Raw genomic sequence first — 20,665 nt, forward strand, 5'->3', positions numbered from 1 at the left:
CCCCTCACGATTACGGTGCGTGGCGAGAGCGCCGGAGCCGATTCGGCGGGGGAGCCCGAGGAGATCCATGAAGCACGACCGCACCGCCCTGTTCGCCACCGGTTTCGCCGCGTTGCTGGTGCTGTCCGCCTGCGGTGGGGGTACCGAGCAGGCCGCCGTCCCGGCCCCGGCTCCCGCGCCCGCCGAATCCTCCGCCGCCGAGGCGCCGTCGTCCTCGCCGGCACCGAGCGCCGCCCCCGCGGGCTCCGCCGAGGTCACCGCGCCCGGCACGGAACTGAAGGTCGGCGAGCGCGCGGTCGTCCCGTTCAAGTACGGCACGGACAAGACCGGCACCATCGCGGTCACCGTCACCTCGATCGACCTCGGTTCGAACGCCGACCTGGCGTCCTTCGGCGACAAGGCCAAGGGCATGACGCCGGTGTACATCCGGATGACCGTGGAGAACGTCGGCGGCACCGACCTCGCCTACAGCTCGGTGCGCCTGCGCGCGGTGGGCCCGGACGGGCGCGGCACCGGCGTGATCATCACCGGCGAGACCCCGCAGTGCGAGTCGGAGTCGGCGAAGAAGGACTTCACCACCGCCGGCGCGAAGTACGAGACCTGCGAGCTGCAGGCTGTCCGCGAGGGTGGCGAGGTCGGCGGCGCGACCTACACCGACAGCGACGAGTACAAGGACGACCCGGTCACCTGGAAGAAGTAGGTCCGAGCGCGGCGGCCAGCCTCTTCGCGTCGGCGCGCCGGAAAAGTCCACTGTGGACATCGAGTTCGGTGTCCAGGTGGAACGCGCTGAGCGCCTTCGACGGCGGCTGGTCCAGCAGGTCGAGCAAGGGCGGAACCACCGTGGTGGCGGGTTTCGCCCTTGCTTTCTGCTGTTCGATGAACGCGGCCGTGGCGGCGTCGTACTCCCCGGCGAACCCGGTCGCGGTGGTGCCGGGGTGGAACAACACGTAGGCGATCCCGGGGTGCCGCTCGGCGAACTCGACGCCGAGGAAGTCGTTGAGCCGCCCGGCCTGGAACATCGCGCGCACGCCGTCGTAACCGCGTGCGCTCTGCAGGTCGTCCCAGTCGACCGGGGTGTCGTGCCCCGGTCCGGCCACGTTGATCACCACGGCGCGCTCGCTCTTCTCGAGCGGCCCGAGCAGCGCCTCCCCGAGCACTGCGCGGCTTCGGTAGAACAACGCGAAGTTGTGCTCCAGCCCTTCCGCGGTGACCATCCGGTTGGTCCGGAAATACCGCGCGCAGAACACGGTCCCGTCGATCACCGGGTGCGCCTGCGCGATTTCCGCCGCCACGGCACGGGTGTTCGACATCAGGCTGAGGTCGACCTCGTGGAAGGTGACCAGCCCGCCGCCCCCGCGGACGAGCCGCGCACCCCGTTCCCGATTCCGCCCCAGCGCCACCACGTGGTCGCCCCGCTCGGCCAGTGCCCGGGCGAGCGCCGTCCCGATCCCGTCCGTGCCCCCGGTGATCACCACTGTCTTCGCCATGCGCCGACCGTACCACTGAGAACACTAGATTGAACCAATTGGTTCAAGTCCAGCACTTGGGCACGGTTGCGCATGGGTGCATGCGACGGTCGACTTGGCCCATGACTGTCACGGACGAACTGCTGGCCGACAACGCGCGCTACGCCGAGTCCTTCGAGGGGCCGCTGCCCCTGCCGCCCGCCAAGCAGGTGGCGGTGCTCGCCTGCATGGACGCCCGGCTCAACGTCTACGGCGTGCTCGGCCTCGAAGAAGGGGAGGCGCACGTCATCCGCAACGCCGGCGGGGTGGTCACCGAGGACGGGATCCGCTCGCTCGCGATCAGCCAGCGGCTGCTCGGCACCCGGGAGATCGTGCTCATCCACCACACGGACTGCGGCATGCTCACCTTCGCCGACGACGAGTTCAAGAGCTCCATCCAGGCGGAGGTCGGCATCAAGCCTTCGTGGGCCGCGGAGGCTTTCGATGACCTGGAAACCGATGTGCGCCAATCGATCGCGCGCATCAAGCACAGCCTCTTCATCCCGGTCAAGGACTCCGTGCGGGGCTTCGTGTTCGACGTCGCCACCGGCAGGCTCAACGAGGTTTCGGCGACGGGCTAGTTGCGGTCACCGAAGGTCTGCTCGCACGGCCAGCCGTCGCGGTCGGCGTCCCAGTTCAGCGGGTAACCCGCGTCCTGCCAGGCGCTGAGCGCGGCGGTGTAGGAGTAACCGTTGGTGTGCATCCACTGGCACGCGGTCTGGTTGCGCGGCGGCTGCGGTCGCGGCTGCGCCTGCACGACGGGCGGGGGCGCGGTCACCGTCACCGGCGGCTGCACCACGACCGTCTGCGTCGGCGCGGCGGGCACCGGCGTGGCCAGCGGCGCGAGCGGGACCGCTTTCCCTGGCGTTCCGGCACAACCGCTCAGGAGGAACAACGCACCCGCGACCACAATTTTCTTCATCATGGGAATCAGGGTGCGCCCAGGCCGGAAATGCGGCTACGGCCCATCGGCCTTGCCCCTGCCGGGTCTTTAGGCCCGGGTTTCAGCTCCGGCTCAGCGCCAGCAGCCACGGCAGCGCGACCAGCAGGCACAACAATACCGTGTTGAGGCGCCAGTAGTGCACGACCAGCGCGATGAATTCACGGATGACCGCGCTCGGCAGAAAATACAACGCCGTCGGCGCACCGAGTACGTGCACCGGGAGGCGGAGGCGGCGGGCGGTCACCGCGGTCCGGAAAACGTGGTAATTGTTCGTCACCACCACGACCTCTTTGCGGGCCGGTCGTTTTCCGAGGACTTCCACGCCGAATCGCAGATTCTCCTCGGTGGTGGTCGCTTGCTCTTCGAGCAGGACGCGGTCCGCCGGAATGCCGTGCCGCACGAGGTACTCGCGCATGGCGGCGGCCTCGGTCTTGTCCTCTCCCGGACCCTGGCCGCCGGAGACGACGATCAGCGGCGGCTGCCCGCTCTGCCGCCGGTACAACCGCCGGGCCCGGTCGAGGCGGCTGGCCAGCAACGGCGGCACCTGCGTGCCGTGCAGCCCTGCCCCGAGCACCAGGATCGCGGTGATCCCGCGCCGGCGCACGATCCGCCCGTAGAGCACCGAATACCCGAGCAGGCAGGCGAACAGGAAGGTGACGTACGCGCAGGCGAGCAGGACCGAGCCGAGGGCGGCCACCGCCCACCGGCTGCCGCCGGGGCCGATCACCAGTGTCAGCACCACCACCGCGGCCAGCCCGGCACCGGCCAGCAGGGAGAGCACGTTGGCCGGGCGGTGACCTTCCCGCCGCCACATCACCACCCCGTTGCCGAGCAAGGCGACCGGTGTGAGCAGCGCCACCACCGCGATCGCGGGCAGCACCAGCGACTCGCCCACCCAGCCGGGCGAGAACACCAGCAGGGCCAGGCCGAACAGCGTGGCCGCCACACCCAGCCACACCGCGTTGCTCACCCGCCGCGGCTCACGGAGGAAACCCGCGACGAACACCGCCAGTGCCATGGCGGACAGCGATCCGTACAACGCGCCGATGACGCTCTCCAAAGCCGTGGGACGAGGGGGCGCCACAGCTTAAGGGCTGCACCATCGGGTGATTGTCGGTACGGTCGGGGTGACTCGGTTCAGACAGCAGCCGTCACCCACTCCGGTTGGACCAACCGCACCCGGGGGCGGCCGTGCTGGCGTCCTCGCGTGTCCTGTGAGGAGGCCGCGTGCCCTACCTGCCCGCCCGCGCCGGCATGACCGTGTCCACCACCGCCGAAGCGACCGTGGTCGCGGTCAGCGGTGAGATCGACGCGTTGATCGTCCAGCGCCTGCGCGACCAGCTCACCACCGAGATCCTGCTGCGCCCGCGAGCGGTCGTGGTGGACCTGACCACCGTCACCTTCTGCTCGTCCGAAGGCCTGTCCGCGCTGGTGGGCGCCTGCGGAGACGCCCACGCCGCCGGGATCCCGTTCACCGTCGCCACCCAGCAGCACGCCGTGCTCCGGCCGATCGAGCTGCTCAGCCTGCACAAGCTGCTGGTGGTGCGGCCCACCGTGGACGAAGCACTGGCGTGGGCCGCCCGCCCGCTCACCGCTTCAGGCTGAAGGTCCCCAGGGAGGCCGGACCGCCGAACACCAGGTACAAATCGCCCCGGCCCTGCGCGCCGGTCAGCGGCGCGGAGACGCTCACGTAGGCATACCGGTCCCCGGTGCCGGGCACGGTCAGCGTGCCGAGCACCGGGCCGTCCGGCCGTCCGGTCCGCACGGTGATCGTCGTGGGGGCCGGTGCGGACACCAGCGCGTCGAGCTGCCGCGCGTGCAGGTCGGCGTCCCGGAAGGCGATCCAGCCGCCACCGGCCGAGGTGACCGAGGTGCCGCGTTCCTTGGTCCGGTCGGTGAGCGTGATGCCCGCGTAGTCGTCGAAGTTCTCGGCCTCGGTCGTCTTGTGCAGGTCGCGCTGTGGAATCGCCTCACCGCGGACGCGCAGCGAGCCGCGCACCCGGATGTCCGCGCTGGACGCGCCCACGAGCACGTCGTGCGTCGCCGTCTCGACCACCCAGCGGTCCCGCGTGACGTCCCAGTGCGCCAGGTCCGCGGCTCGCAGTGAGAGCGTCACGGTCTTGGCTTCGCCGGGCGCCAGGTGCACCCGCGCGAAGGCCCGTAGCCGCAGCTTCGGCTGTGGATCACGGGAAGTCCGCTGGTGGGTGTAGAGCTGCACGACCTCGTCGCCCGCCCGCGTGCCGGTGTTCGTCACCACCACGTTCACGCCGATCTCGCCCTGACCGGACATCGACGGCGCGCTCAGCCGCAGGTTGCGGTAGTCGAACGAGGTGTAGGACAGGCCGAAGCCGAACGGGTACAGCGGATCGCCGCCGAAGTACTGGTAGGTGCGGCCCGCCTTGATGATGTCGTAGTCGAGCAGGTCGGGGAGGTCGGCCGCCGAGCGGTACCAGGTCTGGGTGAGCCTGCCGGCGGGATTCACGTCGCCGTAGAGGACGTCGGCCAGCGCGTGGCCGGTTTCGGCACCCGCGTGCGTAGTCCAGACGACCGATCGTACGTTTTGTTGTGCCCAGCCGATCGTGGTCGGATAGCTGTTCTCCAGCACCAGCACGGTGTCCGGATTCGCCTGCCGGACCGCCTCGAGCACGGCCTGCTGTGCGGGCGCGAGGTCCAGGCTCTGCCGGTCGTCGTCCTCTCGGCCGCTGATGAACGGCATGCTGCCCGCCACCACCACGGCGATGTCGGCCTCGCTCGCCGCCGCGACGGCGCTGTCGATCCCGCTGCGCACGACCTCCTTGGTGAAGACCGTGGCCTCGGCGAGGGACTTCGCGGTGATGGTCAGGCGCCCGTCACCGGCGACCACCACGTACTTCTGGTCGCCGAACCACGAGTCGTCCGCCTCGTTGCCCGCGTACTCGAGCACGTGCCCGCCGCCGTGGGCGACGAGCTTGAACTGCTGCTGCACGAACCAGCCGTTCGGCTGCGGGGCGTTGTTCACCAGCGTGCGGTCCGGGCCGAACGAGAGGAAGTTGCCGTTCGAGAGCGCGCGCAGCGTGACGATCGCTTCGCCCCAGTCGTAGACGTCGAACCGCGTGTCGTCGCCGGTCGACGCCGAGACGGTGAGCGGGGTGGCGGCCGCGGTCGCCGTGACGTACCCGCCCGCCGTGCGCAACGCGATCCGGTCCACGCCTTCGGTGGTGGTCACCGCCGCGCCCGCCGCTTCGGTGATCCCGTCGAACGGCGTGATCCGGTAGGGCAGCGCGCCCGAGTACCAGTCGGTGTAGAGCGTGTCCGCCAGCTGGCCGATCACCGCCACCGTGCGACCGCGGGGCAGCGGCAGCAACCCGTCGTTCTTCAACAGCACGATCGCCCGTCCGGCGGTCTTCCGCGCCAGTGCCCGGTGCTCCGGGGAGTCCACGACCTCCTTGCCGAGGTGGCCGTACGGCCCGCCGCCCGGGTCGAACTCGCCGAGCCGGACGCGGATGCTGAGGATGTGCCGCACCGCGGTGTCTACATCGGACTCCGCGAGCAGCCCCTGTGCCAGCGCCGCGTGCACGGCCTCGATGGTCTTCGCCGAGTTGGTGTCGTCGACGGTGAAGCTGTCCAGCCCGGCCCGGAGCACAGCGGCGTCGGCTTCCGGCTGGGTGGCGTAGTAGGCCTGGCTGGCGGTCAAGTTGTTCGGCCCGCCGGCGTCGGTGACGTTGAAGAGCGTGCGGGTGGTCCAGGTGCGCACCACGTCGTTGTGGTCGAAGTGCGCGGTCATCGGTCTCCCGTTGACCAGGTTGTACGCCGACATCACCCCGGTGGCGGCGTCGGCGGCCAGCGCGGGCCGGAACGCAGACTCGTAGTACTCGCGCTTGACCCTGGGCCGCAGCACCGAGGATGTGGTGTCGCGTCGGATCTCGTTGTTGTTGGCCAGGTAGTGCTTCAGCACCGGCGCGGCCCGCAGGTGGTCGGGGTCCTCGCCCTGAATGCCGCGGCCATAAGCGGTGGAAATCGCGCCGGTCAGGTACGGGTCCTCGGAGTAGCCCTCTTCGTTGCGGCCCCAACGTGGATCGCGCAGGAGGTTGACCACCGGCGCCCACAACTGCAGGCCCCAGACCCCGGGGTTCTCCGCGTGGAAGCCGCGGGCCTCGGTGCCGACCGCGGTGCCGACCTGCTCGACCAGTGCCGGGTCCCAGGTGCTGGCCAGGCCGATGGCCTGCGGGAACACCGTGGCCGTCGCGGTCACCACCGCGCCACCGGCGGACTTGTCGGTCGACCACGCCACCCCGTGCAGCGCCTCGGTGCCGGTCTTGAACGCCGCGACGCCGAGCCGGGGGACGGGTGCCTGGTACTGGTGCAGCAGCGCGACCTTCTCGTCGAGCGTGAGCCGTCCGAGCAGGTCGGCCACCCGTGCTTCGAGGCCGAGCGTGGGATCTCGGAACGGGAAGTCGGCGACCTGCGCGTGGACCGTGCGCGGCAGGGTCGCGGCCAGCAGCGGTGCCGCGGCGGCGATCGCCAGCACGCTGCGGCGGGGGATCTGGTTCGGGGACTTCTTCGGGGACTTCGGGGACTTCGGGGACACAGCCACCTCCGGACAACGCTGTCGAAGCGATTCGACAGTCATCGAGGACCTGTCGGGAATGCAGTGGTGCGCGGTGTCCGGGACTATGGCACCGGATGGCCGGTGGGGTCAACGCTGCTTGTGTTCTTCAGCGGACTGGCCTAATCTCACCCACCCGAGAGATGTGTCGATGCGCTTCGATTCACGAGAGGCAGGCGAGATGATCACCATCGCCGATGTCGCCCGTGACGCCGGGGTCGCCCCGAGCACGGTTTCCTACGTGCTCTCGGGCAAGCGCTCGATCTCACTGGAGACCCGCCGCCGCGTCGAAGCCAGCGTGCGCAAGCTGGGTTTCCACCCCCATGCCGGCGCCCGCGCGCTGGCCAGCAGCCGCACGCAGGTGCTGGCGCTGGTGGTCCCGCTGCGCACCGACATCCACGTGCCGGTGGTGATGCGGTTCGTCACCTCGGTGGTCACCTCGGCCCGCAAGCACGACCACGACGTGCTGCTGCTGACCGCCGACGAAGGCCCCGACGGACTGCGCCGCGTCGCCGGTTCGGCCAGCGCCGACGCCATCCTGGTGATGGACGTCGAAGCCGACGAACCCCGCGTGCCGGTGCTGCAGTCCTTGCTGCGCCCGGTGGTGCTGATCGGCGTGCCGGACGACCCCGCCGATCTGTCCTGTGTGGACCTCGACTTCACCGCCGCGGCCGCGCGGTCGGTGCAGCACCTGGCCGATCTCGGCCACACCGAAGTCGCGCTGATCGGGCCGTCGCCGACGGTGTACGAGCGCGGCACCAGTTTCGCGGGCCGGTTCCTGCGCGGTTTCGCCGCCAGCGCGCAGGAACGCGGCCTGCGTGCCACCAACCACGCCTGCGCGCCCTCCTACGCGGCGGTGCGCGAGTGCGTGGCCAAGATCCTGGCCGGGCAGCCGGAACTGACCGGGCTGGTGGTGCACAACGAAGCCGTGCTCGGCGGGGTGCTCGCCGAGCTGGAACGGCACGGCAGGCGCGTGCCCGCCGACGTTTCCGTGGTGGCGGTCTGCCCCGAGGACATGGCTGCCCAGTACTCGACCCCGCTGACCACCGTGGCGATCCCGTCCGACGACGTCGGGCGGATCGCCGTGGAGATGGCGATGCGCCAGCTCGAAGGCTCCGGTTCGGCCGAGGTCCGGCTGCTGTCGCCGAAACTGACCCAGGGAGGCAGTACCGCGCGCCGCCGCTGAAGCCGCGGGCGCCGGTGGATTCCGCACGCCGCATTTCGAAGCGCTTCGACAGTGCCAAGATTCGGAGGATCAGATGAGCAGTGCCGCTCTAGCTCGAAACCTCGTCATCACCGGTGTCACCGCGAGCGCGCTGGTGCTCGCCGGGTGCGGGCCGAGCGAATCCGGCCAGGCGGCGACCGAGATCACCGCCCTGGACTACTACGCCGACCAGCAGGGCAGCAAGGCCTGGCAGCAGGTGCTGGACACCTGCGCGGCGGAGACCGGGATCAAGGTCAACCGGCAGACCGTGCCCACCGACCAGCTGCTGCCGAAGATCCTCAAGGACGCCAGTTCGCGCACGCTGCCGGACCTGCTCTTCGCCGACAACCCCTCGCTGCAGCAGATCGCCAGCACGGGCGCGCTCACGCCGCTGACCGACTACGGCATCTCCACCGAGGGCTACTACCCGGGCATCGTCAAGGCCGGGACCTACCAGGACAAGGTGTACGGGCTCGCGCCCGGCGTGAACGGCCTCGCCCTGATCTACAACAAGGACCTGTTGCAGCAGAACGGGATCGAGCCCCCGCAGACCTGGGAGCAGCTGAAGGCCGCGGCCACCGCGCTGACCAAGGACGGCAAGTACGGCCTGGCCTTCTCCGCGCTGGCCACCGAGGAAGGCACCTGGCAGTTCCTCCCGTTCTTCTGGAGCAACGGCGCCGATCTGGCCAAACTGGACTCACCGCAGGCCGTCGAGGCGATGCGCTTCGTCAGCGACCTGGTCACCGCGGGCTCGGCCTCGAAGTCGGTGCTCAACTGGAACCAGAACGACGTGGCCGACCAGTTCGTCACCGGCAACGCGGCGATGATGGTCAACGGCTCGTGGAACCTGGCGCGGCTGGACGAGACGGCCGGGCTGAACTACGGCGTGGTGCCGATCCCGACCCCGCGGCCCGGTGTCGCCCCCGCGGTCGCGCTCGGCGGCGAGGTCGGCGCGATCCCGGCGACCGGTGCCGAGCGTCAGCAGGCCGCGGCGAAGGTGCTCGGCTGCATCCTGAACGAGCCGAACATGGTCGCCTGGGACAAGGCACACGCCTACGTACCGTCCAAAGTGGAGACCGCGAAGAAGTTCGGCCAGGAAAACCCGGCCATGCAGCCCTTCGTGACCGAAGTGGAGACGGCCCGCGCACGCACCGCCGAACTCGGTGAGCGGTATTCGACGGTCTCGCAGGCACTCGGCGCGGCACTGCAGTCGGTGCTGGCCGGGCAGCAGTCGCCGGAGGACGCGCTGCGGGCGGCGCAGGAGCAGGCGGGCCGTCCGTGACCCTGGGCACCCCACGCCGGGCCGCCTGGGCGTTCCTGCTGCCCGCACTGGTCTACGTGCTGCTGTTCTTCGGGTACCCGCTGGTCAACAACATCTCGATGAGCCTGCGCGAGTACTCGGTGCGCTCGTTCTACACCGGTGAAGCCCCGTTCGCCGGCCTGGACAACTACGCGGCCGTGCTCGGCGACCCGTTGTTCGGCACGGCCGTGCTCAACACCGCCCTGTTCACCATCGGCTCGATCTTCTTCCAGTTCACCATCGGCCTGGCGCTGGCGGTGTTCTTCAGCGGCCGCTTCCCCGGCAGCGCCCTGCTGCGCTCGCTGCTGTTGCTGCCGTGGCTGCTGCCGCTGGTGGTCAGCGGCGCGGTGTGGCGGTGGATGCTGGACCAGGACCACGGCGTGATCAACGCGGCGCTGCGCGCGGTCGGGCTGGCCGACGGGCCGACGCCGTGGCTGACCGACCCCGGCTGGGCGCTGCCCGCGGTGATCATCGTGAACATCTGGATCGGCATCCCGTTCAACCTGGTCATCCTGCACGGCGGGCTGCGGGCCATCCCGGCTTCGCTGTACGAGGCGGCCGCGCTGGACGGCGCGTCCGCCTGGCAGCGGTTCCGGCACGTCACCTGGCCGCTGCTGCGCCCGGTCACCGCGGTGGTGCTGATGCTCGGGCTGGTCTACACGATCAAGGTGTTCGACGTGATCATGGTGGTCACCGGCGGCGGCCCGGCCAACGCCACGCAGACCCTGACCACCTGGGCCTACCAGCTGTCCTTCGACGGGGACTTCGCCTTCGGGCAGGGTGCCGCGGTCGGCAACCTGCTGGTGCTCATCGCCACCGTGTTCGGCCTGCTCTACCTGCGCTCGGCGCGGGCCGCCCTGCGGGAGGAGCAGCGGTGACCCGGTACCTGCGCACCGCGTTCGGCGTCGCGGTGGTGATCGTGCTGCTGTTCCCGCTGTACTGGATGGTCAACGCTTCGCTGCAGCCGGCGGGATCCCTGCTCAAGCCGTCGCCGGACTGGCTGCCGGTGAACGGCACGCTCGACGGTTACCGCAGCGCACTGTCCACACAGGGCGGTCACCTGCTGGCGAGCCTGGCGGTCGCGGCCGGCACCGTGGTGGTGTCGCTGATCGTCGCGATGCCCGCCGCGTACGCACTGGCGCAGCTGCGGTTCCGCGGGGTGCAGGCGTTCGTCTTCGCGCTGCTGATCGTGCAGATGGTCCCCGGGCCGGTGATGGCGAACTCGCTGTACACGCTGTTCAGCGAGTTCTCCCTGATCGACAGCTACGCGGGACTGGTGCTGGCGGACTCCACCGCGACCATCCCCTTCGCCATCCTGGTGCTGCGGGCGTTCATGCTCTCCATCCCGCGCGAGCTGTCGGAAGCGGCCAGAGTGGACGGTGCCGGGTACTGGCGGGTGTTCCGCTCGATCATCGTGCCGGTCAGCCGCAACGCGATGGTCACCGCCGGGCTGTTCTCGTTCCTGTTCGCGTGGGCGGACTTCCTGTTCGCCGTCACGCTCACCACCGGGCGGGCGATCGAGCCGATCACCGTCGGCATCTACCGGTTCATCGGCAATCAGAGCGCGGACTGGAACGCGGTGCTGGCCACCGCGGTACTGGCCTCGATCCCGGCGGCGGTGCTGCTGGTCATCGCGCAGCGGTACGTGGTCGCCGGGGTCACCGGCGGCGCCCTCAAGGACTAGGAGTCTGGCGAAGATGATCGAAGTGCGGGTCCGCCACGAGGTGATCCGGATCGAGCCGTGGGGCCCGGACAGCCTGCGCGTGCGCGTGGGCAGGCACGGCATCACCGAGGACCTGCCAGGTGCGCTCGTCGCGCCGAAACCGGCCGAGGCGCAGGAGTCGGAACACCAGGTGGTCAACGGTTCCCTGACCGCCACGGTGGAACTGGTCGGCACGGACACCGGTGTGGTGCCGGTGCTGTCGTTCACGCGCACGGACACCGGCGCTGAGCTGTTTTCCGAGCAGCGCGCGCACTTCTGGTGGCCCGGCCCGCGTCTGCGTGAGGAACGTGGTGGCGGCTACGCCCGCTTGGAGCAGCGCTTCCACGCCTATGAGGGGGAGCGGTTCTTCGGCCTCGGGCAGCACACGCACGGGCGCCTGGACCAGAAGGGCATGGTGCTTGATCTGGTGCAGCGCAACGGTGAGGTGTCGATCCCGTTCGTGCTGTCCAGCCGTGGCTACGGTCTACTGTGGAATTCACCGGCGGTCGGCCGGGTCGAGCTGGCGGAGAACGGCACGCGCTGGGTCGCCGACTCCGCCCGGCAGATCGACTACTGGGTCACCGCCGGTTCCCCGCTGCAGATCCTCTCGCGTTACGCCGACGCGACCGGGCACACGCCCATGCTGCCGGAGTGGGCGAGCGGGTTCTGGCAGTCGAAACTGCGGTACCGCAGCCAGCAGGAACTGCTCGAGGTGGCCAGGGAGCACAAGCGCCGCGGCCTGCCGATGTCGGTGCTGGTGGCGGACTTCTTCCATTGGACGCACCTGGGCGACTGGCGGTTCGACCCGGCCGAGTGGCCCGACCCCGACGCGATGATCGCCGAACTGGACTCGCTGGGCATCCGGTTGATGGTGTCGATCTGGCCGTCGGTGAGCCCACTGAGCTCGAACTACGCGGAGATGCGCGACCGCGGGCTGCTGGTGGGGACCGAGCACGGCCTCCCCGCGCACGCGCCATGGCACGACAAGGGTTTCGACGTCGAGATGCCGGTGACCTTCTACGACCCGACGAACCCGGAGGCGCGGGAGTTCGTCTGGGAGACGGTCAAGCGGAACTACTACGACCGGGGCGTGCGGGCGTTCTGGCTGGACGCCTGCGAACCCGAGCTGCAGCCGGGGCATCCGCACAACCTGAGTTTCCACAGTGGACCGGGGAGCGAGGTGGCGAACTCCTACCCGCTGGCGAGCGCGCAGACCTTCCACGAAGGCAGCCGCACCGCCGGTGCCGACGACGTGGTGCTGCTGTGCCGTTCGGCCTGGGCGGGCAGCCAGCGGTACGGCGCCGCGTTGTGGTCCGGCGACATCCCGGCGACGTGGGATTCGCTGCGGACCCAGGTGCGGGCGGGCCTGAACGTGGCGCTTTCCGGAATCCCTTGGTGGACCACGGACATCGGCGGTTTCCACGGGGGCGATCCGGATTTGCCGGAGTACCGGGAACTGATCGTGCGGTGGTTCCAGTACGGAGTGTTCTGCCCGTTGTTCCGGTTGCACGGGGTGCGGGACCCGCGGGGGGCGTTCGGGCCGGAAATGACCGGCGGGCCGAACGAGGTGTGGAGCTACGGCCCGGAGGCGGGGGAGCTGATCGCGTCGGCGTTGTGGTTGCGGGAGCGGATCCGGCCGTACCTGATGACGCAGATGCGGGCCGCGCACGAGCACGGCACGCCCCCGATGCGGCCCCTGTTCACCGAGTTCCCGGACGATTCCAGCGCGTGGGAAGTCGACGACGAGTTCCTGCTCGGGCCGGACCTGCTGGTGGCTCCGGTCCTGCACGCCGGCGCCACTTCCCGGCACGTCTACCTGCCGTCCGGTGCCCAATGGACGGACGCGTGGACAGGCGAGGTGTCCGGCGGTGGTCTGGTCGAGGCGCCCCTTGATCGCATCCCGTTGTTCCTGCGTGACGGAACGAAGTTGCCGATCTCCGGGTGATCCACCGGCGTTCCGGGCACGTAGTAACCGGCATGGCGTGGCGAGTGGCGAACGCACTGGACAAACTGCTGGCACAACTGAACGCGCTGGCCCCGAACCGCAACCGGGCCGGCGACGGCTCGATCGGGGACACCTCGCACCAGAACCGCGACAGCGACCACAACCCGTGGTATGGGCCGGGGATCGTGACGGCCAGGGACTTCACCCACGACCCGGGTGGTGGTCTCGACTGCCACTGGCTGGCCGCGCGGCTGATCGAGGTCAGGGACTGGCGGATCAAGTACGTGATCTGGGACCGCCGGATCGCGGACTCGCGGACCAGCCCGTGGCAGTGGCGGCCCTACTACGGGGAGAACCCGCACACCAGCCACCTGCACCTGTCCGTCATGCCCAACCCGTCGTGCGACGACGTGACGCCGTGGGACCTCGGCGTCGCCGCCGCCCCGAAGTTCGACAACGAGGAGAACAGCGTGGAACTGACCCCGGGCACGTACGTGTCCAAAACCCTCGTCTGCCCCGCGGTCGCGGCCGACCTGGTGATCAGCCTGGGTTTCGTCTCGTTCACCGTGCACCACGTCAAGTTCTTCGGCCCCACCCCGGAGTCGGGCGCCGCCGAACTCGCCTCGTACGGCGAACAACGCGTCGACCCCGCGCGCCCCTACGTCATCCCCGCCCCCGCCGGCGCCCTCACCACCGAAATCCTCTACTCCCTGGACCCGGCCCAACCCCAGCACACCGCCGTAGCCGCCTTCCGCCCCCACTAACCCCCGAACCCCACACTCGTGCACCCGAACCCCACACTCACGCACCCGAGTCTCACGTTCAGGCACCCGAGTTCCACATTCGTGCAGTCGAGTTCCACGTTCAGGCACCCGAGTCCTACGTTCGCGAACTCGGGCCTCTCGGACGTTTCACCGGCAGGTCCCAAGAAGGATGGGAATGGGGGCCTGGCCAGGCGCTAGTGCTCGGAAATTCTCCGCGTCACGAAACGGAGCCCAGATACCCGACCACGAGCGAGATCAACAGCGAATGGGCAGGCAAGGGCCGAATCTCAAAGTGGGCCGGGCGGGGCTCGAACCCGCGGCCAAGGGATTATGAGTCCCCTGCTCTGACCAACTGAGCTACCGGCCCCCGCGAGTCTGCGGGCGCGATGGAGCCCCCGCGGATCGCGGGTTGAACTTACCCCATGACTGTCGGGGGTCGCAGCTAGGGTGAGCGCATGGCCCAACCGACGAACAGTCCCACCAAGTGGGTGGCCCAGCACGTCCAGCGCTACGTCGAGACCGGCGGTGAGCAGGGCGGCGTCTTCCACGGGGTGCCCGCGCTGTTGCTGACCACCCGCGGGCGCAAGAGCGGCCGGCTGCGGCGCACCGCCCTCTACTACGGCGAGGACGACGGCCGGTATGTCGTGGTCGCCTCCAACGGCGGGGCGGCGAAGCACCCCGCCTGGTACCTGAACCTGACCGCCGAGCCAGAGGTCACGGTGCAGGTCGGCGCGGATGAGTTCACCGCCGTCGCACAGTCGGCGGAGGGTGCGGAATGGGACCGGTTGTGGGAGATGATGGCGGACATCTTTCCCACCTATCGGTCGTATCGGACGAAGACTGATCGGGAGATTCCGCTGGTGGTGCTTACCCGCAAGTAGAGGCTGGCGCGAGTGTGGGACCCACGCTCGTCGAATGTGGGAATCGGCTGCACGGGCGTAGGTTTCGGCTGCCTGAGTGTGGAACTCGACTGTCTGAGTGTGGAGTTCGGGCGCGCGAGTGTGGAACTCGGCTGCTTGAACGTGGGACTCGGGTACCTGAGTGTGGGGTTCGGGTGCGCGAACGTGGGACTCGGCTGCGCGAACGCGTAACTCGGGTGCGCGAGTGTGGGGTTCGGGTCGCGTTCGGATGGAGGAGCCTCGGAGGGCCATTCGGCGTCGCGCCATGCTTTGTAGACCAGGCCGTCGGGGGTGGCGAGGCCGTGGGTGTCGCGCAGGGCCACCACGCAGCGCGCCGCCAGTGCGGCGTATTCCACCGTCAGCGCGGGCAGCGGTAAGAAGAAGGTCCAGTTCGGCGGGTCGTCGCCGGTTGGTGGCACCCATCCGGCGGCAGTCATGCTGCTGGGATCCGCGGTCGGCGCCGCCGCCTCGGCGTGCAGCTCGTGCTCGCCGCCGGCGAACTGCACGAATATCCGCGGTTGGGCCCGCGAGAAGACGACCAGGAAGACCCGGTCGGACACTTCCCGCAACGTCTCGGTGAGACCGCCGCCGAACGTCTCCCAGTCGGACACTTCGGTCACCTGCTTTCCGGGGTGCGGAACCGGACCATCACGGACCTCGACGCCAGCGTGGCGGTGACCTGGGCGGACCCCATCTCCCAGGTCGCGTCGGTGTGCCCGCGGTCGCGCCTGAGGGACGGGCGCCCCAGCCGGGCCGCCCCTTCGCGCACCGTCAGCGTGAACAGGTCGCCGAGGAAGGCCCTTGTCGCCGGTGTCTCTTCAGCGACCATGTCCGCGATCCGGAAACGCACGGACGACACGGTATCGATGCCCGACATCGACACCCCCGGCGGTGTGAAGGCCGGGTTGACCAGGTACCCCAGCCCCTCCTCGACCTCGATCGCCCAGCCGAGGCGGTCGACCGCCATCTGCTGGGCGTCAGCGCGGGACATCGGCCAGGGGACACCGGCCCAGAAGTCGACGGTCTCCCAGACCTCGGCAGGGGACATCGCGGCGTAGTTCACCTCAGAGGTCATACCAGAATGATCGTTCGACTAGGCGAAGCCCTGCACCGTTTCGCTGGGCGCTGAGACAGCGCAGGTCGCGCCAGCGAGTACATCCCGAGGCGCGGTCACGCATCGACGCGCAGCACCAGTTTTCCCCGGACCCGGTTCGTCTCACCGATTCGGTGTGCCCGCGCTGCTTCCCGCAGCGGCAGCACCTCGCCTAGGGTCACTTTCAACTTGCCGGAGGCCACCAGCGCGGCGATGTCGGCGAGGTCGGTGCTCGAAGGTGTCACGAAGAACTCCGCCAGCCGTTGTCCCCTGGCGGTGGCCAGTTCCAGTGCGGCGGCCCGGTGCGCGGCCGAGCCGGTTCGCCCGGTCACGTCGACCAGGATCCCGCCGGGCTTGAGCACCTCCATCGAGCGGACGCTGTACTCACCGCCGACCGCGTCCAGCACGACGTCGACCATTCCGCTCTCCGTCGTGAAATCCGTTTCGGTGTAGTCGATCAGCTGATCCGCGCCCAGCCCGCGCAAGTAGTCGTGCTTGGCGGCCCGCGCGGTGCCAACCACCTCCGCGCCCCGTAGCTTCGCCAGTTGGACGGCCAGGTGCCCGACCCCGCCCGCGGCGGCGTGCACGAGCACCCGTTGGCCGGTTTCGAGCCCCGCGACCCGGTGCAGCGCCTGCCAGGCGGTGAGCGCGGCGACCGGCAAGGCAGCCGCTTCGAGGTGATCGAGTTCGGCGGGGAGGGCGGCGACGGCGTCCGCGCGAGCGACCACGTACTCGGCATAGGCGCCCCGCGGCGGGAAAACCATGCCGAACACCCGGTCACCGCTGGAGAACCGCGCGTCCCTGGAATCGGCGACCACGCCACTGAAATCCAGCCCGACGGTGAGCGGGAACTCGAACGGCGCCACCAGCCCGGCACGCACCTTCCAGTCCGCCGGATTCACCCCGGCGGCCACCACCCGCACCAGCACCTCGCCCGCGCCCGGCTCCGGGCGGTCCCGCTCCACCAGCCGAAGTACTTCCGCACCACCGAAAACATCTTGTTCGACCGCTCGCATCCGCGTCATGAGCTGATCTTCGACCCGGTGGTCTCCATTGTGAAGTAGGCACCTTTTTGGTATCTAGGTTCCTTGTGGATACCACCAACGATCCGTACCAGGCGGGCTGCCCGTCCCGCCTGGTGATCGAGATGCTCGCCGACAAGTGGACGCTGCTCGTACTCGGCGTGCTGCGGCTGAACGGCGGGCCGCTGCGGTTCAACGAGCTGCGCCGCAGGCTGGGTGGCATCACGCAGAAGATGCTCACCCAGACGCTCCGCGGCCTGGAACGCGACGGCCTGGTCCGGCGCACCGTCTACGCGGAGGTGCCGGCCCGCGTCGACTACGAACTCACCGAGATCGGCCTGCGCGCCGGCGAACTGACCAAGGTCATCGCGGACTGGGCGAGCACACACGCCGACGCGATCACCGATGCCCGCGCGAACTTCGACGGATAGCTCGTCGCCGGGCCTTCACCCTGAGCTACCAGTAGTTGTGGCGAGTCTGCACGGACACCCCCAGTTGGTGACGAACCAAGGGACGCGCCGGGGCTGCCTCCGCCGCCGTCAGGGTGCCTCGCCGAACACCAGGCGGTGCCCGCGCGCGGTGTCCATGTACTCACGGACTCGGTGGATCAGCTCGTCCCGCAATTCGAAGACGAAGCAGTAGTCGTTGACGTAAGCATTCCCGTTGGCCAGGGTCGCGCTCATTGTTTCCTCGACGATCACCCGGTCGCCCGCCGCATAGAACCCGGTGAACGTGACGGTGACGTCTCGTGCGAAAAGCCGGGGGAAGTCGTTGGCCAGGAACCGGGCGATCGACTCGCTGCCGATCATGTGGCTGGGAACGCCCAACGCGACAGCGGTGGCATTGCCGTCGGGAGCCAGCCACTCGGCATCGTCGGTGAAGACAGCCGCTATCTTGCCGGTGTCGTGCTCGGAGAAAGTCCGCCACGCGTGCTGGACGATGTCGCGATTTGTTCGTGCCATATCGAAAACCTAGAAGAAGCCGTTCAACAAGGCTGGCAGGAATCCGACCTGATCGCTGCCTGGTGGTGCAGTGGGCGCGGCGGCGTATCGACCGGGATACGCCGCCGCACCCGGAGGTCGGGTCAGTGGCGGCTTACCGGCTGGAGCGGGATGGTCTCGGGCCCCCGCTGTCCGACGTGCGAGCGATCGCCACGCTCTTCCGTGAGCTGCAGGAATTCCTGCAGCAAAGGGAACGACAGCTTCCTGGTTGATCATGAACGGGCACGTCGACCTAGGAACGGACCTGGGCCACGACTTCGCGCACGGTGGCGAGGGTTTCGTCGGGGTGGTCCAGGTGCACGTTGTGCGTGGCACCCGGCCAGCAGAGCAGGGGTGCGCCGAACGCGGTGGCGAGTCGCGCGTGGGCGCGCCGGATGGGGGCTGTTGGTTTCCGGTCGGCGGTCACCACCGCGCAAGGGCGGCGAGGGAGGTCGGCCTCCCGCAAACCCTTGGACAACTCGGTGATGCCGTCGACCGCGCGGGCCAGCACGGTGAAGTCGAGCCGGCCGTTCCGCCGGAGTGCTTCGGCGCAGTCTGGGCGCAAGCCGCGGGCGGTTCGGGCGGTGAGGGCGGGCATGGCGGCGGCGATCAGGTGGCGCGGCCCGGGAATCGACGCGATCTTCCCGGTGGCGCGCGCGACGCGTTCCAGGGTCGCGCAGGTGCGCGGGTCGTTGATCGGGGTCGGGTCCAGCAGCACCAGTCCGGCGACGTTCTCCGGGTGGTCGCGCGCCAGCAGCACCGCCACGGCACCGCCGAGGCTCTGCCCGACCACCACGACCGGGCCGAAACCGAGGCGGTCGATGAGCGCGTTCAGGTGCGCCGCCGCGTCGGCCAGTGAACCGCCGGCGGTGGCGCTTCCGGTGCCCGGCCGGTCGTGCACGATCACCTGGCAGTCGGCGAGGCCTTCGACCAAACCGGGGAAGAAACCCTCGCAGGCTTCGGCACCGCCGGGGAGCAACAGGACCGGCGGACCCGAGGACCCGTGCACGTGGACTCCGTCTTGCGTCATACCTTCTTTGTACAACCCGGAATAAACGGGCGCCTGCAAGGGTTGTCACCTGGCGTGACGATCACGCGGCTCGTTCGAGTGGTTCAGCCACTCCACCTGGCGGCTTACTTGCGGACCGTGGTCGATCCTGTCAGGGTGGATCGTAGAGCGGGTCGACTGGGGGACTCTGGGGGCCCTGACCTGCGTGCGGAGCGGGGGAATGCAGCACGGCAGAAATAGGGGGAGTCGTGCCCAACTGGGGGTTGACTTTTCGAAGACATCAGCACGGCTGGAATCGGCGGCACCTCACGGTGTTCGCCCATTCGATCCCGGCCCGGCGTGCTCCTGAGCCACGCACGGAGATCGCCGGTGCCGTGCGGAAAACGGCGGGCTGGTTGCGGGCCCGGCCGCACAACGTCCGGCAGGTGTTCACCGCCCGGCTGCGGGCGAACGAGGCGGAAGTGCGCGAGCAGGAACGCCGGCGGCTGCACCGCGATCTCCACGACGACCTCGGGCCGACACTCGCGGGCATCCGGCTCCGGCTGGGCACCGCCTCCGCGCGGCTCGACGACCAGCCGGAGCTCCGGCGGCTCCTGGACGACGCGGCCTCGGAAACCGCCCGCGCCATGAGCGAGATCCGGCGCATCGTCGACGAACTGCCGCCGCCCGACCTGGCCGGGCTGGGGCTGCCCGGTGCACTTCGCAAGCTGGCCGCCCGCCTGGACAACGCCGGTGCGCGGGTCACCGTGGAGGCGCAACCGCTGGACCTGGCCGCCACCACCGAACTGGCCGCGTACCGGATCGCCGCCGAGGGCGTGACGAACGTGCTGCGGCATTCCGGGGCGCACCACGTGGAAATCAGCCTCACCGCGGACGAACACCGGCTCGTGCTCACCGTGGCCGACGACGGCGAAGGCCCGCCGCCTGCCGGTTGGTGGGGCCACGGCACGGGTTTGCGCTCGATGCGGCAACGCGCCGAGGACGTCGGCGGCAGCTGCGTGATCCTGTTCCGCCCGGACGGCGTGCCCGGCACCGTGGTGCGCGCCGAACTGCCCCGGAACCCGGCATGACCATCCGCGTGGTGCTGGTGGACGACCACCCGCTGTACCGGTACGGCGCGCGGTTCGCCATCGAGGACGCCGAGGACCTGGTCATCGTCGGGGAGGCGTCGACCGGCGAAGAGGCTCTCCAGGTGGTGCGGGAAAAGCAGGTGGACGTGGTGCTGATGGACATCCAGCTGCCCGATCGCTCGGGGCTGGAGGTCACCAGGGCGATCACCGGCGACGCGGGGCCACGGGTGATCGTGGTGTCGGTCAACGAAGACGACGACTCCATCGTCTCGGCGCTGCGTGCCGGTGCGCACGGGTACCTGGTCAAAGGGGTGTCGCGGGACGAGCTGTTGTGGGCGATCCGCACGGTCGCCGCGGGCGGCGCGGTCTTCGGTCCCTCGATCGCGGACCGGCTGAGCAATTACTTCTCCGCGGTCCACGAGCTGCCCAGCCGCGCGGCCTTCCCGACGCTGACCAACCGGGAACGCCAGGTGCTGGACCTGATCGCCCGCGGCTGCAGCAACCGGCGCATCGCCCGGCAGCTGGTGGTCTCGGAGAAGACGGTCCGCAACCACATCACCCGCGTGTTCACGAAACTGCAGGTCAGTGATCGGGAAATGGCCATGGTGCGGGCGCGCGACGCGGGGATGGGCGCCTGAACCCGC

General features: G+C 69.6%; 22 protein-coding genes and 1 tRNA gene. 13 read left to right on the forward strand and 10 right to left on the reverse strand.

Annotated elements, in window-relative coordinates:
* The first annotated feature begins 67 nt into the window (after nt 1-67).
* Complete coding sequence (locus JOM49_RS16230; protein ID WP_209665114.1) at nt 68-700, forward strand: hypothetical protein; 633 nt, start codon at nt 68-70, stop codon at nt 698-700.
* On the opposite strand, the gene JOM49_RS16235 is transcribed toward JOM49_RS16230, so the two are convergent.
* Nucleotides 684-1,487: an SDR family NAD(P)-dependent oxidoreductase gene (locus JOM49_RS16235; RefSeq protein ID WP_209665115.1), complete on the reverse strand. Its 804-nt coding sequence runs from the start codon at nt 1,485-1,487 to the stop codon at nt 684-686. The genes JOM49_RS16230 and JOM49_RS16235 overlap by 17 nt on opposite strands.
* 101 nt (nt 1,488-1,588) lie before the next feature.
* Between JOM49_RS16235 and JOM49_RS16240 the strand changes: the two genes are divergently transcribed.
* On the forward strand, nt 1,589-2,086 hold the full coding sequence (locus tag JOM49_RS16240; RefSeq protein ID WP_209665116.1) for a beta-class carbonic anhydrase: 498 nt from the start codon (nt 1,589-1,591) through the stop codon (nt 2,084-2,086).
* On the opposite strand, the gene JOM49_RS16245 is transcribed toward JOM49_RS16240, so the two are convergent.
* A complete protein-coding gene (locus JOM49_RS16245; RefSeq protein ID WP_209665117.1) occupies nt 2,083-2,430 on the reverse strand; it encodes a hypothetical protein in 348 nt (115 codons plus the stop codon). The genes JOM49_RS16240 and JOM49_RS16245 overlap by 4 nt on opposite strands.
* A 79-nt stretch (nt 2,431-2,509) precedes the next feature.
* Entirely contained in the window at nt 2,510-3,532 is a 1,023-nt protein-coding gene (locus JOM49_RS16250) for a YdcF family protein (RefSeq protein ID WP_282772942.1), read from the reverse strand.
* A 143-nt stretch (nt 3,533-3,675) separates the two neighbouring features.
* Between JOM49_RS16250 and JOM49_RS16255 the strand changes: the two genes are divergently transcribed.
* Complete coding sequence (locus JOM49_RS16255) at nt 3,676-4,053, forward strand: STAS domain-containing protein (RefSeq protein WP_209665118.1); 378 nt, start codon at nt 3,676-3,678, stop codon at nt 4,051-4,053.
* Here the strand turns inward: JOM49_RS16255 and JOM49_RS16260 are convergent.
* Nucleotides 4,037-7,015 carry a glycoside hydrolase family 3 protein gene (locus JOM49_RS16260; RefSeq protein WP_308158756.1) on the reverse strand — a complete coding sequence of 993 codons (2,979 nt, stop codon included), beginning with the start codon at nt 7,013-7,015 and terminating at the stop codon, nt 4,037-4,039. The genes JOM49_RS16255 and JOM49_RS16260 overlap by 17 nt on opposite strands.
* 199 nt (nt 7,016-7,214) lie before the next feature.
* Between JOM49_RS16260 and JOM49_RS16265 the strand changes: the two genes are divergently transcribed.
* The 6 genes from JOM49_RS16265 to JOM49_RS16290 all read left to right on the forward strand — a co-directional run bounded on the left by JOM49_RS16265 (nt 7,215) and on the right by JOM49_RS16290 (nt 13,948).
* On the forward strand, nt 7,215-8,219 hold the full coding sequence (locus JOM49_RS16265) for a LacI family DNA-binding transcriptional regulator (RefSeq protein WP_209671235.1): 1,005 nt from the start codon (nt 7,215-7,217) through the stop codon (nt 8,217-8,219).
* 73 nt (nt 8,220-8,292) lie between these two features.
* On the forward strand, nt 8,293-9,519 hold the full coding sequence (locus tag JOM49_RS16270; protein WP_209665120.1) for a sugar ABC transporter substrate-binding protein: 1,227 nt from the start codon (nt 8,293-8,295) through the stop codon (nt 9,517-9,519).
* Entirely contained in the window at nt 9,516-10,415 is a 900-nt protein-coding gene (locus JOM49_RS16275; RefSeq protein WP_209665121.1) for a carbohydrate ABC transporter permease, read from the forward strand. The genes JOM49_RS16270 and JOM49_RS16275 overlap by 4 nt, the downstream gene beginning before the upstream one ends.
* Nucleotides 10,412-11,221: a carbohydrate ABC transporter permease gene (locus JOM49_RS16280; protein ID WP_308158757.1), complete on the forward strand. Its 810-nt coding sequence runs from the start codon at nt 10,412-10,414 to the stop codon at nt 11,219-11,221. Before JOM49_RS16275 ends, JOM49_RS16280 begins: the two co-directional genes overlap by 4 nt.
* A gap of 13 nt (nt 11,222-11,234) precedes the next feature.
* Nucleotides 11,235-13,184 carry a glycoside hydrolase family 31 protein gene (locus JOM49_RS16285; RefSeq protein WP_209665122.1) on the forward strand — a complete coding sequence of 650 codons (1,950 nt, stop codon included), beginning with the start codon at nt 11,235-11,237 and terminating at the stop codon, nt 13,182-13,184.
* Nucleotides 13,185-13,216: 32 nt separating this feature from the next.
* Nucleotides 13,217-13,948, forward strand: coding sequence for a hypothetical protein (locus JOM49_RS16290; RefSeq protein ID WP_209665123.1), 732 nt, complete (start codon nt 13,217-13,219; stop codon nt 13,946-13,948).
* Between the two features lie 293 nt (nt 13,949-14,241).
* Here the strand turns inward: JOM49_RS16290 and JOM49_RS16295 are convergent.
* A tRNA-Ile gene (locus JOM49_RS16295) sits at nt 14,242-14,315 on the reverse strand.
* Between the two features lie 88 nt (nt 14,316-14,403).
* Between JOM49_RS16295 and JOM49_RS16300 the strand changes: the two genes are divergently transcribed.
* Nucleotides 14,404-14,829, forward strand: coding sequence for a nitroreductase family deazaflavin-dependent oxidoreductase (locus JOM49_RS16300; RefSeq protein WP_209665124.1), 426 nt, complete (start codon nt 14,404-14,406; stop codon nt 14,827-14,829).
* On the opposite strand, the gene JOM49_RS16305 is transcribed toward JOM49_RS16300, so the two are convergent.
* From JOM49_RS16305 to JOM49_RS16315, 3 genes are all read right to left on the reverse strand, one after another.
* On the reverse strand, nt 14,766-15,467 hold the full coding sequence (locus tag JOM49_RS16305; RefSeq protein WP_209665125.1) for a TY-Chap domain-containing protein: 702 nt from the start codon (nt 15,465-15,467) through the stop codon (nt 14,766-14,768). The genes JOM49_RS16300 and JOM49_RS16305 overlap by 64 nt on opposite strands.
* A complete protein-coding gene (locus tag JOM49_RS16310) occupies nt 15,464-15,922 on the reverse strand; it encodes a DUF6301 family protein (protein ID WP_209665126.1) in 459 nt (152 codons plus the stop codon). The genes JOM49_RS16305 and JOM49_RS16310 overlap by 4 nt, the downstream gene beginning before the upstream one ends.
* A gap of 95 nt (nt 15,923-16,017) precedes the next feature.
* Complete coding sequence (locus JOM49_RS16315) at nt 16,018-16,965, reverse strand: NADP-dependent oxidoreductase (RefSeq protein ID WP_308158758.1); 948 nt, start codon at nt 16,963-16,965, stop codon at nt 16,018-16,020.
* A gap of 65 nt (nt 16,966-17,030) precedes the next feature.
* On the opposite strand from JOM49_RS16315, the gene JOM49_RS16320 reads away from it, so the two are divergent.
* The gene (locus tag JOM49_RS16320; protein WP_308158759.1) at nt 17,031-17,393 is read left to right on the forward strand and encodes a winged helix-turn-helix transcriptional regulator; all 363 of its coding nucleotides are present in this window, start codon (nt 17,031-17,033) and stop codon (nt 17,391-17,393) included.
* A 108-nt stretch (nt 17,394-17,501) separates the two neighbouring features.
* On the opposite strand, the gene JOM49_RS16325 is transcribed toward JOM49_RS16320, so the two are convergent.
* Nucleotides 17,502-17,924 carry a nuclear transport factor 2 family protein gene (locus tag JOM49_RS16325; RefSeq protein WP_209665127.1) on the reverse strand — a complete coding sequence of 141 codons (423 nt, stop codon included), beginning with the start codon at nt 17,922-17,924 and terminating at the stop codon, nt 17,502-17,504.
* A 271-nt stretch (nt 17,925-18,195) separates the two neighbouring features.
* Entirely contained in the window at nt 18,196-18,972 is a 777-nt protein-coding gene (locus tag JOM49_RS16330) for an alpha/beta fold hydrolase (RefSeq protein WP_209665128.1), read from the reverse strand.
* Nucleotides 18,973-19,325: 353 nt separating this feature from the next.
* Here JOM49_RS16330 and JOM49_RS16335 point away from each other — a divergent pair, with 353 nt between their 5' ends.
* Together JOM49_RS16335 and JOM49_RS16340 are read left to right on the forward strand one after the other, a co-directional pair.
* Nucleotides 19,326-20,021, forward strand: a complete 696-nt coding sequence (locus JOM49_RS16335) for a sensor histidine kinase (protein ID WP_209665129.1) — start codon at nt 19,326-19,328, stop codon at nt 20,019-20,021.
* Nucleotides 20,018-20,659, forward strand: coding sequence for a response regulator (locus tag JOM49_RS16340; RefSeq protein ID WP_209665130.1), 642 nt, complete (start codon nt 20,018-20,020; stop codon nt 20,657-20,659). Before JOM49_RS16335 ends, JOM49_RS16340 begins: the two co-directional genes overlap by 4 nt.
* Nucleotides 20,660-20,665 lie beyond the last annotated feature (6 nt).

The organism is Amycolatopsis magusensis (genome assembly GCF_017875555.1).
GTDB lineage: Bacteria > Actinomycetota > Actinomycetes > Mycobacteriales > Pseudonocardiaceae > Amycolatopsis > Amycolatopsis magusensis.

What these genes read in the sequence shown, in the direction of transcription:
- JOM49_RS16230 (WP_209665114.1), top strand. Translation starts at nt 68, where the DNA reads ATGAAGCACGACCGCACCGCCCTGTTCGCCACCGGTTTCGCCGCGTTG.
- JOM49_RS16235 (WP_209665115.1), bottom strand. Translation starts at nt 1,487, where the DNA reads ATGGCGAAGACAGTGGTGATCACCGGGGGCACGGACGGGATCGGGACG.
- JOM49_RS16240 (WP_209665116.1), top strand. Translation starts at nt 1,589, where the DNA reads ATGACTGTCACGGACGAACTGCTGGCCGACAACGCGCGCTACGCCGAG.
- JOM49_RS16245 (WP_209665117.1), bottom strand. Translation starts at nt 2,430, where the DNA reads ATGATGAAGAAAATTGTGGTCGCGGGTGCGTTGTTCCTCCTGAGCGGT.
- JOM49_RS16265 (WP_209671235.1), top strand. Translation starts at nt 7,215, where the DNA reads ATGATCACCATCGCCGATGTCGCCCGTGACGCCGGGGTCGCCCCGAGC.
- JOM49_RS16270 (WP_209665120.1), top strand. Translation starts at nt 8,293, where the DNA reads ATGAGCAGTGCCGCTCTAGCTCGAAACCTCGTCATCACCGGTGTCACC.
- JOM49_RS16285 (WP_209665122.1), top strand. Translation starts at nt 11,235, where the DNA reads ATGATCGAAGTGCGGGTCCGCCACGAGGTGATCCGGATCGAGCCGTGG.
- JOM49_RS16290 (WP_209665123.1), top strand. Translation starts at nt 13,217, where the DNA reads ATGGCGTGGCGAGTGGCGAACGCACTGGACAAACTGCTGGCACAACTG.
- JOM49_RS16300 (WP_209665124.1), top strand. Translation starts at nt 14,404, where the DNA reads ATGGCCCAACCGACGAACAGTCCCACCAAGTGGGTGGCCCAGCACGTC.
- JOM49_RS16310 (WP_209665126.1), bottom strand. Translation starts at nt 15,922, where the DNA reads ATGACCTCTGAGGTGAACTACGCCGCGATGTCCCCTGCCGAGGTCTGG.
- JOM49_RS16315 (WP_308158758.1), bottom strand. Translation starts at nt 16,965, where the DNA reads ATGACGCGGATGCGAGCGGTCGAACAAGATGTTTTCGGTGGTGCGGAA.
- JOM49_RS16325 (WP_209665127.1), bottom strand. Translation starts at nt 17,924, where the DNA reads ATGGCACGAACAAATCGCGACATCGTCCAGCACGCGTGGCGGACTTTC.
- JOM49_RS16330 (WP_209665128.1), bottom strand. Translation starts at nt 18,972, where the DNA reads ATGACGCAAGACGGAGTCCACGTGCACGGGTCCTCGGGTCCGCCGGTC.
- JOM49_RS16340 (WP_209665130.1), top strand. Translation starts at nt 20,018, where the DNA reads ATGACCATCCGCGTGGTGCTGGTGGACGACCACCCGCTGTACCGGTAC.